Source organism: Desulfobotulus pelophilus, from assembly GCF_026155325.1.
In the GTDB taxonomy this organism is placed as follows: domain Bacteria; phylum Desulfobacterota; class Desulfobacteria; order Desulfobacterales; family ASO4-4; genus Desulfobotulus; species Desulfobotulus pelophilus.
This window is the reverse complement of the sequence record NZ_JAPFPW010000004.1, coordinates 138,372-152,428: the sequence shown is the minus strand read 5'-3', so window position 1 is coordinate 152,428 and position 14,057 is coordinate 138,372. Positions and strand designations below refer to the sequence as shown.

The 14,057-nt window shown below is 52.5% G+C and carries 11 protein-coding genes; 4 read left to right on the top strand and 7 right to left on the bottom strand.

Annotated elements, in window-relative coordinates; translation table 11 throughout:
* Positions 1-77 precede the first annotated feature (77 nt).
* The 3 genes from OOT00_RS05495 to OOT00_RS05485 all read left to right on the top strand — a co-directional run bounded on the left by OOT00_RS05495 (position 78) and on the right by OOT00_RS05485 (position 2,327).
* Positions 78-443, top strand: coding sequence for an SH3 domain-containing protein (locus OOT00_RS05495; RefSeq protein WP_265424308.1), 366 nt, complete (start codon positions 78-80; stop codon positions 441-443).
* A 118-nt stretch (positions 444-561) separates the two neighbouring features.
* Positions 562-1,818 carry an AAA family ATPase gene (locus OOT00_RS05490; protein WP_265424307.1) on the top strand — a complete coding sequence of 419 codons (1,257 nt, stop codon included), beginning with the start codon at positions 562-564 and terminating at the stop codon, positions 1,816-1,818.
* Positions 1,815-2,327, top strand: a complete 513-nt coding sequence (locus tag OOT00_RS05485; RefSeq protein ID WP_265424306.1) for a hypothetical protein — start codon at positions 1,815-1,817, stop codon at positions 2,325-2,327. Before OOT00_RS05490 ends, OOT00_RS05485 begins: the two co-directional genes overlap by 4 nt.
* Positions 2,328-2,347: 20 nt before the next feature.
* Here OOT00_RS05485 and OOT00_RS05480 read toward each other — a convergent pair whose 3' ends face one another.
* From OOT00_RS05480 to OOT00_RS05450, 7 genes are all read right to left on the bottom strand, one after another.
* Positions 2,348-3,364 (bottom strand): ABC transporter permease, encoded by a 1,017-nt coding sequence (locus OOT00_RS05480; protein WP_265424305.1) that lies wholly within the window; start codon positions 3,362-3,364, stop codon positions 2,348-2,350.
* 3 nt (positions 3,365-3,367) lie between these two features.
* Positions 3,368-4,465 (bottom strand): microcin C ABC transporter permease YejB, encoded by a 1,098-nt coding sequence (locus OOT00_RS05475; protein WP_265424304.1) that lies wholly within the window; start codon positions 4,463-4,465, stop codon positions 3,368-3,370.
* Positions 4,462-6,366, bottom strand: coding sequence for an extracellular solute-binding protein (locus OOT00_RS05470; RefSeq protein WP_265424303.1), 1,905 nt, complete (start codon positions 6,364-6,366; stop codon positions 4,462-4,464). The genes OOT00_RS05475 and OOT00_RS05470 overlap by 4 nt, the downstream gene beginning before the upstream one ends.
* A gap of 75 nt (positions 6,367-6,441) precedes the next feature.
* Positions 6,442-8,415 carry a TonB-dependent receptor domain-containing protein gene (locus OOT00_RS05465; RefSeq protein WP_265424302.1) on the bottom strand — a complete coding sequence of 658 codons (1,974 nt, stop codon included), beginning with the start codon at positions 8,413-8,415 and terminating at the stop codon, positions 6,442-6,444.
* A gap of 10 nt (positions 8,416-8,425) precedes the next feature.
* Positions 8,426-9,292, bottom strand: a complete 867-nt coding sequence (locus OOT00_RS05460) for a hypothetical protein (protein ID WP_265424301.1) — start codon at positions 9,290-9,292, stop codon at positions 8,426-8,428.
* Between the two features lie 201 nt (positions 9,293-9,493).
* On the bottom strand, positions 9,494-10,936 hold the full coding sequence (locus tag OOT00_RS05455) for a sigma-54 interaction domain-containing protein (protein WP_265424300.1): 1,443 nt from the start codon (positions 10,934-10,936) through the stop codon (positions 9,494-9,496).
* A gap of 280 nt (positions 10,937-11,216) precedes the next feature.
* Complete coding sequence (locus OOT00_RS05450; RefSeq protein WP_265424299.1) at positions 11,217-11,660, bottom strand: hypothetical protein; 444 nt, start codon at positions 11,658-11,660, stop codon at positions 11,217-11,219.
* A 1,159-nt stretch (positions 11,661-12,819) separates the two neighbouring features.
* On the opposite strand from OOT00_RS05450, the gene OOT00_RS05445 reads away from it, so the two are divergent.
* Positions 12,820-13,941, top strand: a complete 1,122-nt coding sequence (locus OOT00_RS05445) for a hypothetical protein (protein WP_265424298.1) — start codon at positions 12,820-12,822, stop codon at positions 13,939-13,941.
* The last annotated feature ends 116 nt before the right edge of the window (positions 13,942-14,057 follow it).

Genomic DNA, 14,057 nt, shown 5'->3' with positions numbered 1-14,057 from the left:
TTGCCCCTCTCACACGGGGAAGAAAAACCTGTCTTTCCGAACTCTCTACCATCAATCCTTAGCTGAAGGAAACAAACATGGAAACCAGACAGTACCTTGTCATTCAAGACCACACCAGCGAATTTCCCGAACCCATTACCTTTGAAAAAGGCGCTTCTCTCAGCGTGGGTGAGAAATATGAAGGCCCGGAGGGATGGGAAAACTGGATATTCTGTGAAACGCCTGGACAAAAAGGGGGCTGGGTTCCGGCACAGATTATCGAGATCATCACAGACAACACCGCCCGTGCCCGTGAAGACTACACGGCAAGGGAGCTGAATGTGCAAAAAGGAGAGTTGCTTATTGGCACAAAAGCCCTCAACGGCTGGGTTTGGTGCGAAAAATCAGGTAGTTCCGAATCCGGCTGGGTGCCGCTTGAAAACCTGCAGGAGGTACCTTCGTGAATCGGATTCTACAAAACCGAAAGAGACGATTTCAGCCAAAAAATTTGAAGATTCAATGCAGGAGGAATGGGCTCTTTACAGAGCCATGGCACCTGATAAACCCTGGAATGGAGTAGCCATGATAAAAGAACTGGAACTCATCAACTGGAAAAGCTTCGAAAAAGCAACACTCCATGTTGACCCCCTGACGGTTCTGATTGGCAGCAATGCCAGCGGTAAGTCAAATTGTCTGGATGCCCTTCTTTTTCTCAATCGGGTCAGTCAGGGGATTGCTATTTTTCCTGCCATTGCCGGAGATGTGAGTCTGCCTGCTCTGCGTGGTGGAGTGGAATGGATTTGCCGTAAACCTGAAAAGAAATTTCAGCTTTCTGTTACGCTGGGAAGTGATAATGAAAGGCAGGATTACCGCTATGACCTGACCGTCCTGCTCAATGGCACAAAGGCCGAGGTTTATGCGGAAGAACTGACCCTGCTCACCTACGGTCCCCGCCGGGAACATCCCAGAGAAAAAATGTTGTTTCAGACCAAGCAGGAAGAATCCAGCTCACCCGGCATCCCCACCTATTTTTCTACGGGAACCCAGGGAAGGGGTAAACGACATGATCTGAACCGTGCCAATATCATTCTTTCTCAGGTCGAAACCCTGAATGTGAAAAAGGAAATTCAGGAAGGTGCGAGACGGGTACTCTCTCATCTGCAGAAAATTTTTGTATTCGACCCCATCCCAAGCCATATGCGGAATTACACACCACTGTCGGAGAAACTGCTGGCGGACGGCTCTAATATTGCCGGGGTTCTGGCCGGTCTGGAAACGGATAGGAAAAAGATCGTTGAAGAAACCCTGACCCGCTATCTCAAGGATCTTCCGGAACGCGACATTCAACGCATCTGGACCGAGCCCGTGGGAAAATTCAAAACAGATGCCATGCTTTACTGCGAGGAAGGCTGGGAAAAACAACCAACCCATGAAGTGGATGCCCGCGGTATGTCCGATGGTACCTTGCGTTATCTGGCCATCGTCACAGCCCTGTTGACCCGGGAGCCTGACAGTCTGCTGGTCATTGAGGAGGTGGATAACGGGCTGCATCCTTCTCGGGCGCATTTTCTGGTGGATATGCTCAAAACTCTGGGAAAAGAGCGAAACATTGATGTGCTGGTCACCACCCATAATCCAGCTTTACTGGATGCCGCTGCCGTAGTGGGTATGGTGCCCTTTATCACCGTTGTCCATCGTGAAGATACTACTGGATTCAGCAAACTGACCTTGCTGGAGGATATTGATGCCTTGCCCAAACTGATTGCAAGCGGAACGCTGGGGAGACTCTCTGAATGGGGATGGCTGGAAGAGGCCTTGAAGCGGGAGGCCAAGCCATGAGGCGCGTTATCATTTTTGATACCAGTATCCTGTGTGTCTGGCTGGCGATACCGGGGATGGATGTTTGTGGTTCTGCTGAAAACCGCTGGGACAAAAAACGTATAGCAAAGAGAATTGAGGCCGGTTTTAAGGAAAAGGCTCTTTTTGTGCTGCCGCTGGCAACCCTCATCGAAACGGGTAATCACATTGCTCAGGCTTCCCACAGCCGCAAAGAATTTGCAGAGGCTTTGGCGGATTTAATGCGGAAAAGTGCTGACAGTGAAGCACCATGGGCCGCCTTTTCCCAACAATCTGATCTTTGGCTACCGGCAAGCCTGAAAAAACTGGCCGATTCCTGGCCACTTTTGGCTGCCCAACAGATCTCCTTTGGCGATGCCACAATTAAAGATGTGGCCGAACTCTATCATCGCATGGGCTTTGCCACAGAAATTCTGACCGGCGACCAGAGCCTGAAAGCGCATGAGCCGCTTGTCCCGGTTGCTGTGCCAAGACGGAGACAAGGACGATGATGAAGGTGTCACTCCCCCCCCTACCCTTCATGCCGCGGATCAAAGGCATCCCTCACCCCTTCCCCGATAAAAACCAGCAGGCTCAGCATGGAGGCCAGCACGGCAAAGGCGGCAATGCCGATCCAGGGAGCATCCAGATTTTCCTTTCCCTGTGCAAGCAGCTCTCCCAGAGACGGGGAGCCGGGAGGCAGGCCGAATCCGAGAAAATCCAAAGATGTAAGGGTGGTGATGGCACCGTTGAGCACAAAGGGCAGAAAGGTCAGGGTGGCCACCATGGCATTGGGCAGCACATGGCGAAAAAGCACCACCCGGTCCGGAAGCCCCATGCAGCGGGCGGCTTTCACATAGCCTAAGTTCCGGCAGCGCAGCACCTCGGCCCGCACCACATCCACCATGCCCATCCAGGAAAACAAGAGCATGATGAAGAGCAGCACAAAAAAGCCCGGCTGCATGAAGCTTGAAAGGATGATGAGCAGATAGATCATGGGAAGACCGGACCAGATTTCCATGAAGCGCTGGCCAAAGAGATCCACTTTGCCGCCGAAATACCCCTGCACCGCCCCGGCCACAATGCCCACAAGCGTACTGAAAACAGCCAGACAAAGACCAAAAAGTACGGAGACCCGGAACCCGTAGAGAAGCCTCGCCAGAATGTCGCGGCCATGGTCATCGGTTCCCAGCCAGTTCCCCTCACCGGGTGCAGCAGGATACACACCCTCCCTTGCAAGGTTCACCGTATGCCATGAAAAGCGGACCGGCGGCCAGAGCATCCAGCCATGGGCCTCTGCCATGGCAATGACCGCAGGGTCCGTGAAATCCGCATCCGTTTCAAAATATCCGCCCAGCAGGGTTTCCGGAATCTCAGAAAAAACGGGAAAATACATTCGATCCTGAAAATACAGTACAAGGGGTCTTTCATTGGCAATGAACTCGGAAAAAATACTTGCCGTGAAAAGCGTCATGAACATCCATAAGGAGATCCATGCCCTGCGATTGCTGGCAAAGGTTTTCATCCGGCGGCGGGTGACAGCACGCATGGTTTATACTCCCCCTGCATCAAAATGGATTCTCGGGTCCACCAGCACATAGGTGATGTCCGAGAGAATTTTCACAAACAGGCCCATGAGGGTGGAAATATAAAGCCCGGCAAACATCACGGGATAATCCCTGTTCATGGTGGCCTCAAAGCCCATGAGGCCCAGACCGTCCAGAGAGAAAATCACCTCTATCATCATGGAACCCGTAAAGAAGAGACCCAGAAAGGTTCCGGGCAGCCCTGCAATGACAATGAGCATGGCATTGCGGAACACATGGCCGAAAAGCACCCGCCCTTCGCTGGCTCCCTTGGCTCTGGCCGTGGCCACATACTGATGACGGATTTCATCCAGAAAGCAGTTTTTGGTGAGCATGGCAAAACCGGCAATCCCCCCGATGGTCATGGCAAGGATGGGCAGGGCCAGATGATGAAAATAATCAAGAACTTTTCCCGTAAAGGACAGTTCATGGAAATGATCGGAAACAAGCCCCCGGAGGGGAAACCATTCCAGATAACTGCCCCCTGCAAAGATAACGATGAGGATCACGGCAAAAAGAAATACGGGAATGCTGTTGCAGATCACAATGACAAAGCTGGTCCACACATCAAAGGGTGAGCCGTGGCACACGGCCTTGCGGATTCCCAGAGGGATGGAAACCAGATAGATCACAAGGGTGCTCCAGAGCCCCAGAGACAGGGATACGGGCATTTTCTCCCCGATCATGCCAAGAATGCTGCGATCTTTGAAAAAACTCTCCCCGAAATCCAGAAGAAGATAGCTTTTCAGCATGGAAAAAAACCGCTCATGCAGCGGCCTGTCAAAACCAAAACGCCTCTCAATTTCCGCCACCAGCTCCGGGGAAATCCCGTCCCTGCCCCGGTAGGATGAAGTGCTGTCCAAAGAGGTTTCCACCATGGAAATGGCATCCCCCTCTGCGCCGGTGATGCGCTCCAGCGCCCGGTCGCCCCTGCCCTCCATGCGGCTGATCATCTGCTCCACCGGCCCGCCCGGAGCCAGTTGCACAAGGAAAAAATTTAAGGCCAGAATACCCAGAAGGGTGGGAACAAGAAGAAAAACCCTTTTTGCGATATAAGCAATCATGACTCTCCCTCAGAAGCTGGGGCGGCTGCCCGGTCTTCTTCTCCGTACCACCATGTGCTCACACCCCTGCCCCATGGCGGAGGTGTTTCCGGAGACTGAATGTGAACAGCCCTTGCCAGATACCGCCGCTTTCCCGCACCAAAGGGAATGACATAATGGCCGTGACGCAGTATGCGGTCCAGAGCACGGACATAGGGGATCATCTCCCGGCGGCTTTCTCTGGAAAGGATCTTCTCAATGAGGCCGTCTGCCACAGGATCGGCAATACCCATGAAATTCCGCTGATCCTTCCGGTCACGGCTTGCGGAATGAAAGGCCACGGCAAGCTCCCGGCCCGGCCTGTGACCTGCCCCGAAACCTGCCACAATCATGTCAAAATCGCAGCCCCGCAGACGGCGGGTGTACTGGGGGCCATCCACCATGTGAATCCGCATCTCAATGCCAAGGCGTCCGAGACTGCGGGCAAAGGGCAGGAGCATGCGCTCCTCCCTGCGGGAATCCGTGAGGAACTGAAACCGAAAAACCTGCTTGGTTTTCCCATGCACCCTTCTGCCCCCTTCCACCACCCAGCCTGCTTCCCTGAGCAGCCTGTCCGCCTCCATGAGACCTTCCCGGTTATGGCCGCTTCCGTCCGTCAGGGGCAGGCTCAGGGGATTTTCCAGTACGCCTTCGGGCAGGTCATCCCCGAAGGATCGCAAAATGGCAGCCTCCCCTTCATCGGCAAGGGGCGGGGCTTTCATGTCTGAATTTTCAAAATAGCTTTCCGTTCTCTCATATTCACCATAATAAAAACGACGGTTGGCCCATTCAAAATCAAAGGCAAACAGCATGGCTTTTCTTATCCGCCTGTCCGCAAACACAGGCCTTCTGGTATTCATCACAAGGCCATACATGCCCGATGGCTCCCGGTTCTCCAGCGTCTGTTTCAGGATACGGCCATCGCCAAAACGGGGGCCTTCATAGCGGGTGGCCCAGTTTTTCACGGAAGACTCAAAGCGAAAATCATAAAGCCCGGCGCGGAAGGCCTCCATGGCCACCGTATCATCCCGAAAATACTCATAACGGATGCGGTCAAAATTCCAGCGCCCCCGGTTTACGGGGTGGTCTGCGGCCCAGTAATCTACTCGGCGGGCATAGACCACACGCCTGCCCGCTTCCACCTCCGCCACGGCATAGGGACCGGAACCCATGGGCGGGGTGAGATCCGCACGGCCAAAGTCCTTATCCTCCCAGTAATGGGCCGGAAGAATCTGCAGGCGACCCACCATGAGAACAAGGGAGGGGTTCTGCTGTTCCCGAAAATCAAAACGCACCCGGTTACCGGAAAGAACGGTTACGGATGCCACGGCCTCGCTGTAACGGCGCAGGGCGGAACCAAAATGGGCCTGCAGCATTTCCCATGAAAACACCACATCCTCCCCACGGACGGGGCTGCCATCGGCAAAACGGGCTTCGGGGTGCAGCTGAAAAATCACATGGGAAAGATCCGGAGGCACATGAATTTCGGAAGCCAGCAAACCATAGGCCACATCCCGCTCATCCTCGCTTTCCACAAGAAGGGTGTCGTAGATCAGATGAATGCCTTCCGCAGGGCGACCCTTGAGCAGCAGGGGGTTGAAGCTGTCAAAGGTGCCAATGGTGTGGCAGCGCAGCTCTCCGCCCTTGGGCGCATGGGGATTTACGTAGGAAAAATGGGTGAAGTCAGAGGCATAAAGAGGCTCGCCATCCGCACTAAAGGCGTGGAGGGCCAGAGCTTCTCCATGGGAATTCATGATCAAAAACAGGCAGAAGAAAAGAAAAATACGCTGAACACACATACCCGGACACCCGATTCTTACAAAACAAAACAGCAGAAGACAGGCACCCGCAGGGGGTGCCGCCACAAAAGCAAGCAGGCGCAAAGCCTGCCCCTGCATCAATCCAGAGCCATCCTCCTCTCCCAACAGGAGAAGGGGATGGCCCGCTAATCGCAAAGATCAGAAGCGATACCCCAAAGAAACCCTCAGGTTCCGTCCAATGCCCGCACCGGAATCCTTGAAATGATAGGCCCGGTAGCTTTCGTCCAGCAGGTTGTCCACAAAGATCCCTGCGGAAAGACCATCAAGGGAACCGCTCCGGCCTTCCCAACGGGCAAAGAGTCCGTGGATCTTGTGGGACTCCCAGGTTTTGCCTTCGGCCTTGAAGGACTCCACAAAACGGCCATGCCAGCCAAAGCGCAGACCCGTTTCCACAAAATGGTAATGGATTCGGCTCTGGAACACTCCGGGAGTTGCCCCGGCCCAGCTGTCTTTGTCCGAAGACTCCCGGTTATCGACCTTCGCATAGGTGAAGAGCATGCCAAAATCCCCGATGCCGTAGGTGGCTGCCAGCTCATAGCCCTGACGTTTGGCGGATTCAACATTCACGGTCTGCACAATGCGCTCAAAGGAATGGGGAGGGTCCAGATCTTTCAGGGTTTTGATGCTGATCAGATCCTCAATGTCCTCGGTGAACCAGACGGCCTTGAACCGAAGGGCATCCCTGTGGCTGAAAAGCCCGTTGCGGCTCACATGCATGCCAAGCTCCCGCGTTTTGGCCGTTTCCGGCTTCAGATCCGGGTTGGCCAGCACCTGAATGTGTACGGGAGGCATCATAAAATCCAGCTCCGCGTACATCTCGCTCACCAGAGGCGGGCGGAAGGCCTCGGCATAGCTGGCATAAAACCCGAGGCTCTCCAGAGGATTCCAGCTTAGGGAAACCCGTGGGTTCAGGCGGGAGTCACTGCCGTCACCGGCATCGGAACGTTTGCCACTGCGGTCAAACCAGGTATAGCGAAGACCGGAAATGATAAGAATCTTTCCATCCGCCAGCGCCATCTCATCCTGAATGAAAAGCCCGCCGTCCCTGCCTTCTCCGGGAGGATCGGTCCAGCTGTCCGTTTCCGGCCTGTATTCATCCTTATAGAAATCCCCGCCCACCACCACACGGTGGCGTGTGGGGCCTGCCACAAAACGCATGGCATTCTGCACATCCACACCGGAAGAGGTGAATTTCAGGCCATTTCTGACATTATTAAACTGATCTTCTTTCCGTTCGGAATGCATGAGGGTCATGCGAGCATCCACCCACTGGCTGCCGGGATCCAGCTCCAGTGCGGCAAGAAAGCGGTTCTGCTCACTCTCGTACCAGCTGCCCTCATCCGGATATTTGTAGGCCTGCTCATAGCGGGATGCGCTGAAACTCACCCGCCTGCCTTCATCGGGAATCCAGGAAGCCTTCATCAGGTGCTGCCGCCTGTCTCCGGAAAGACGGGTCTTGGCCCTGTCCGGATCACTGGACGTATAGGAGCCGTAATCCCTGTATGAGGAAAAAGCCAGAAGATCCGCATCTCCGCTTCTGCCATAGGCCATGAGACTCCCGTCCCGGCTGCTGTCCGCCGTGGAGGCCCCCGCACGCAGAGAAGCACCAAAGGACTGACCCGGCCGCAGCAGATCTGCCGCATCTTTGGTGGTAAAGGCAATAACACCACCGATACCGCCTCCGCCGTGCAGGGTGGAAGCCGGTCCCCTCACCACTTCCACGGCCTTGAGAAGATCCGGGTCCAGCAGAATGGTGGTCTGGGCATCCCCTGCCTTCTGCACATAATTTTCCCTTGCCCCGTCTATTTTAATGATGGTCTGGCTTTCGGGAAGACCCCGCAGGGCAGGCTGACGGCTGTGACCCGTTCCCCCTGAAATGTCCACACCGGGCAGGGTGGAAAGAATATCCGTGATATCCCCTGCTCCCCTGTCCTTGAGGGCATCCCCCTCCAGACGATCCGCCGAAGCAGGAAGCCGCAGAAGATCACTTTCCGTGCGGGTGGCCGTGACCACCACCCCGTCCATTTCCAGATCCTTCGGCCCGTCCGCCATGGCAAAGGGAGGCAGAAAGGCCAGTGTTATCATCCATACCGCCCATTTTTTACAAAACATCCCGTACTCCTTACCGATCTTTAAAGGGTGAAAAGGCCATGATCCACTGCTGCATCCGGGCAGGATAATCCATGGGTTCGCCGCCGCTCACATGGGGAAGGGCAAAGAGGGCAAGATCCCGCAGGGCAGGAACCTCCAGCAGCGCCCTGTCTCCGGCCACTTCCCCATGGAGAAGCCCCAGCCCCACCTGGGCATCACCCGTGAACACCAGCACATCCGGCCGCACGTCTTTCAGGGCAAAAAGGCTCTGCAGGACTTCCGGCCCCTCACCGGACACAAGGGATCCTCCCACCTCCTCACAGCCCATGGGCCGGAGAAGATGCTGACAGCAGAAGGTGTCCGGGCCTTCGGCAACCAGATAATGCTGGCCCGTTTCCGGATGGACCATGCCAAGGAAAACCGCCACCTTCAGCCCAAGGTTCCGGGGCATGCTTTCCGAAAGCCCGGCCATTTTCTCCCCGTATCCCTTAATCAGTCTGGCCCCTTCCTTTTCCCTTTCAAAAATTCTCCCCGCATCCATCACGGCCTTTTCAAGCCCCTCCGTAAAATCCACCACATCCACCCGATAGCCCTCCTGCCGGAGCTCTTCCTCCATGGAGGCGGGATTCATGCCAGACCAGCCCGGCCCATCCGGGCCGTCCTTTTCCAGCACAATCCAGTTCACGCCCATACGTTTGGCCGCGGTATACAGCACCCTTCGCTTATCCCCCATGATGCACCGGGTACATTCCAGCTGGGGAATGCCGGGGAATATTCTTTCAATCTGGGGAATCTGGGATGTCACCATGCCCCGGCCCAGAATACCCAGATGCCGGGCCACATCCGAAAGCTTATCCCCTATCAGAATCACATCCGGCATCCTTGCTCCGCTCATCATACCCTTCTCCTTCGTTCATCCGTTAAATTCACACTTCCGAAGGGCTGTAGTGCAGGGTGCGTGCCAGAAACGAAACATATTGCAGGTGCCTAAAAAACAAGGCCACACCATTTTTCTTTTTGGAAAATGGTGTGGCCTGAAGGGGAAGAATACTACCCACCTTCTTTAAACAAAAACAAAAAATTGTTTTAATCCATATACTTATTCAAGATGAGATGAATACATCCCAGATTGAGAACCTTTCTTCCCAATTCCATGCCGCTGCATCTTGGTATAAAGACTTCTCCGGTCTATGCCAAGAATCCGCGCGGTCTCACTTCTGTGAAAACCCGTTTCCTCAAGGGTTTTCCGAATCACCGCCGCCTCCATCAGGGCCATCTGCTCCTGCAGGGTTCCGCAGGCAGGCAGAGCCGGAGGCTTCTTCATCCCAAAGGCCTTTCCCCGCTCCGGGAGATCCAGAGTATGAAGCAGGGCATAACGCCGGATCACATTGCAAAGCTCCCGCACATTGCCGGGCCAGTCATGGGCCATGAGACGATGGAGCTCCGCCGCTCCCAGAGGCGGTGTACCGGGCAAACTCTCCAGAAAATGGCTGACCAGCAGGGGGATGTCCGCCTTTCTCTCCTTTAAACGAGGAATATGAACGGGCACCACATGAATGCGATAAAAAAAATCCTCCCGCATCTTGCCCTGCCGCACCCATTCTTCCAGATCCCGGTTGGTGGCCGCAAGGATGCGAAAATCCGGGTGACGGATTTCCCGGCTGCCCACGGGACTAAAGCCGCCCCCTTCAATGGCCCGGAGAAGGCGGGTCTGCATGGAAAGGGGAATTTCTCCGATTTCATCCAGAAAAAGGGTGCCGCCGTGGGCCTTATCCAGAATGCCCGGCTGATCCCGGTCTGCTCCGGAAAAGGCCCCTTTTCTGTAACCGAAAAACTCGCTTTCCATGAGGTTTTCCGGAATGGCCCCGCAGTTCACCGGAACAAAAGCCCCCCTGCTGCGCAGGCTCTGATCATGGATGGCCCGGGCCAGAAGCTCCTTGCCCGTACCCGATGCTCCATAGAGAATAACGGCGGCATCGCTTGATGCGGTCTGCTGCACAAGCCGGAACACGGCCATCATTTCCGGTGTCTGCCCAATGATGCCGGGAATAACAGGTTCCGGCAAAGGGCTGTCTTCCCGGCACCGCAGACGGCCAATCTCTTCCCTGAGTTCCCTTTCCATGGTTTTGAATGCCGTAAAATCCGTTACAAAACCTTCGGCACCAAGCAGATGCCCTTTTTCATCGTAAACGCCCTCCCCCTGATCCCACACCCATCTGTCTGAATGCAGAAGGGAGTTGACCCGATACACCAGCTGGTAAGGCTCCTTCCGGGCCAGCGCCCTTTCCAGAGATTCCAGAACATGGGGATAGCTTTCCTCATGCACCATATTCCCAAGGCAGGTGACCCCGGAGCGGATTTTTTCCCAGGCCAGATCCCCGAAAAGACGGCGGGCTCCTTCACTGGCAAAGGTTAAGGTCCAGAATTCATCTTTTCTGCGATGATAGGCCATACCGGGTAAACTGCGCATCAGAACCGAAAATTTTTCTTCCAGATGATCCGGCAGAACACTTTGATTTTTTTGAAACGGCTTTTCTGCCATGGGCTACCTCCCTTTCCAGAAAGGTTTTTTTCAGAATGTACTTTTTTTGTCAAACCTAAAATAATAACACAGGACAATTCCCCACGGATACCGCACTCTTCCGGCACCATTCATATCAGATCATGGAGCTCCCTGCCCTTCCTCACTTTTTTACGAGTCTAACAAAAAAAGGAGACTCCACCCCAAAGGTGAAACCTCCCGCAATTCAGATCAATCATTGCTTGGCAGAAACCCCATCACTTCCTCAGGCAGCAAATACCGGTTTCTTCCTGCTGATTTTTTAGTAAATGCCCCTGTTCAGGCCGTCCCGTATGGCAGAAATGATTTTACTGCCCCGGATCGTAGCACCGGAAAATCCATCCACATCCGCCACCACATTTCCCGGATTGTAGAGGTCCAAAACGGCACTCAAGGGCTTTCCTTCCAGATAGGCCAGCACCATCCCATGCTGATGCAGAACGGGCCAGTCCCCATCGCCCTCTTTTGCACGCCTGTAATCCTTACCCTTATACTGCAAATGCCTGAAGGAGAGCTTGGTCAGAAGTCCGTCTTTCAGATGAAACTCAATGCTGATCTGCTGCTCACCGCCATCGCCATACACGCCCCTGTACCGGCCATCGGGGTGGATCTGCAGGGCTGGGTCCACCGCCCTTTTTGATGTGCATCCCACGCCAAGCATGGCTGCCATCATAAAAACCATGGCTGCAATCAGGTATTTTTTCATGTTTTCCTCTTTTGCTCCATATCATTATTATCAGCTTTCTTCTCCGCCTCAGCTCTTTTACCCGGAAATCAAAAGATGGTAAAATATTTTGATGCGACTAACATTTTTTAGGATAAAAAATCAAGGCTTTTTTGTAAGGATTGGGCTGTGCAGGGGGAATAGGCGGAAAGGATGATGGATAATGCGGGGGGGCTGATGGGGGGGGAAGAATGGGGAGGAAAAAACTTGCCTTAATGGGTGGGGTGGACTATGAAAATTGAATCCTTTTTCAGCCGCTGTGGGAACTTTTTTTGATGGGGGTTTTTACAGGGGATGGGAATCTGAAATAGATAGTTTTCTATCCAGCATGATACATTGAGGGTTATACGGTTAGGAAAGTGTTATTTTGTGGTTTTTTTTGTCGGGTCTTTGTTAAAAAATGGTGGTTGTACGGAACCACACAATAATATGTTCACGGCGGCTGCGCCGCCGTGAATCGTGGTGCTGACTACGTCGAGTACCTTGCCCCGGCGCTACGCGCCTGAACAAGGTACTCGACCGGACACCTCACACCGATCAACCAGACTTCGTCTGCTTGATCGGCGCTCGGCGCCGGTCAGCACCACGATTATGCACCCTTGAGAGGTAATGTGTGAACTTAGATAGCCTGATAACAGTTGCGGGTTTGTTTGTCGCAGCTTATGCAATTATTCCTAGGGTAAGACGGTTAGAGATCTCTCTTCGATTTGGAAAGGTTGGCTGGGCAATACTATTAATCTCCGTGGCGTCTATTCTGTATTTGCAGTTTTACCAAACATTTAGATCCTTGGGCCTTACGCCAAGCTTAAATCTCTCTAGATGGTCAATCACGCCTTCTAATGCTTCATTTTTAATAATCCTGATAATGTCCCTGACATTATACGTTTACCTGCGTATTAGACGGCTCTCTAGATCTAACATTGTTAAATTCAGGGAATATGTTTTTGAGCTTTCACGTGAGAAAAAATACTCAGAACTATTCTCGTTGATTGAGAGAAATATCAACCATGTTGCACGTATATATAACGGGCGCTCAGTACTCTCAAGACTCCATGCCTATTTTCAACGGCACTCAAGAGACTATCCAGATGTTCGATCGTTGATTTCTGAGTTAGGGGGTACTCCCAAAGGACGTGAACCAATGGGGCGTGATATAATCCATACAGTTCTAAGGAAGTGCTCTGGGCTGTTGGCTCGAGTATTTCCCACCTATGAAAGAGAAAAGGAAGTCGCAACGGAAATTGTGCATGAGGTTTTGATAAACAGAAAAACCGTCAAAGCGATTTCTGAAATAAGGCCATATTTCGCGTTGCAAATATTCCCTTATGAATTTTACGAAAATAATGAATTTGTAGATACGTACCTAAGATACTTGGCAGAAGATACAAAAAGTGTTTTGTATCATGAGGTGCGCAACAATCAGAACTTGGCCGGGAGAGATCGTTATGCCCTCCCTAAAAGAAACCGGCTCCTCAATTACTTATTCGGAGATTGCAAGGTTGCTGAAAGATACGGGGTATATAGGCCTATTGGGGAATTTGTTATTTCCCATCTAGATGAGTTATACAGCAGTTCCTTACCTGACCCATATAATGAACCTATGGGTGATTTTTTTGAGGAGGGGCAGTGGGATTCAAAACTTATGGTGGGAATTAGATTTTTCGATATCATGGTCACAAGCGCTTTGTACCAGAACATACAATGGCATATGTGGCTCTATTACTTTACGCACTTTGTTGAGCGTATCGTAAGAAATTTAGATCCCAACGAGAAACTTGTCGACTTTCATGCAGAGTGGCCTACTAAATACCATTATGCACTGTATGAAATAACCTCTTGTCTTTGTAAGTGGGCTTCTGCTGTTGACCATCTGCCGTTGGATCAAGACAACGTTGCACTAGAAACAACATTGGCACACCACGAAAATGGGAACATACCTAAAAGTAGCATGTTGGCACTTGGTCAGATAGCCAAACAAATACTGGTGACTGATGCGCTTTCTGACAGGTTCAAAAAATACATAATAGATATCGTATATCGACGATATTTCGAGTTGAGAAAAGTAGCCGCAACACAGCCTTACGCAGATGCATTGATGAACTCTATTCAGTGTGGTGGATTTAGCATGGGCAAAACATCTTATGAATACGATCAATATCTTCTTGATGCATTTGAAGAGTTTGATCGTATTCCATATGAGATTGATCTATCTGACGAGTTAAGAAGAAGATTGCAAGAGAATGTTGATAGATCTCGGGCATAACAAAGCGCTGCTGTCGGACAAATTTTCCGCTGCGCTCCAAGTTTGCCGCAGAGCGCGGCGTTAATTTCTAATGGAAGTGTAGTGCCTTCAGTCAACGAATATTTATAGTTAATTCG

Coding starts and splice junctions, on each gene's coding strand:
- OOT00_RS05485 (WP_265424306.1), top strand. CDS start 1,815: ATGAGGCGCGTTATCATTTTTGATACCAGTATCCTGTGTGTCTGGCTG.
- OOT00_RS05490 (WP_265424307.1), top strand. CDS start 562: ATGATAAAAGAACTGGAACTCATCAACTGGAAAAGCTTCGAAAAAGCA.
- OOT00_RS05475 (WP_265424304.1), bottom strand. CDS start 4,465: ATGATTGCTTATATCGCAAAAAGGGTTTTTCTTCTTGTTCCCACCCTT.
- OOT00_RS05460 (WP_265424301.1), bottom strand. CDS start 9,292: ATGATGAGCGGAGCAAGGATGCCGGATGTGATTCTGATAGGGGATAAG.
- OOT00_RS05445 (WP_265424298.1), top strand. CDS start 12,820: ATGGGGCGTGATATAATCCATACAGTTCTAAGGAAGTGCTCTGGGCTG.
- OOT00_RS05465 (WP_265424302.1), bottom strand. CDS start 8,415: ATGTTTTGTAAAAAATGGGCGGTATGGATGATAACACTGGCCTTTCTG.
- OOT00_RS05480 (WP_265424305.1), bottom strand. CDS start 3,364: ATGCGTGCTGTCACCCGCCGCCGGATGAAAACCTTTGCCAGCAATCGC.
- OOT00_RS05495 (WP_265424308.1), top strand. CDS start 78: ATGGAAACCAGACAGTACCTTGTCATTCAAGACCACACCAGCGAATTT.
- OOT00_RS05450 (WP_265424299.1), bottom strand. CDS start 11,660: ATGAAAAAATACCTGATTGCAGCCATGGTTTTTATGATGGCAGCCATG.
- OOT00_RS05455 (WP_265424300.1), bottom strand. CDS start 10,936: ATGGCAGAAAAGCCGTTTCAAAAAAATCAAAGTGTTCTGCCGGATCAT.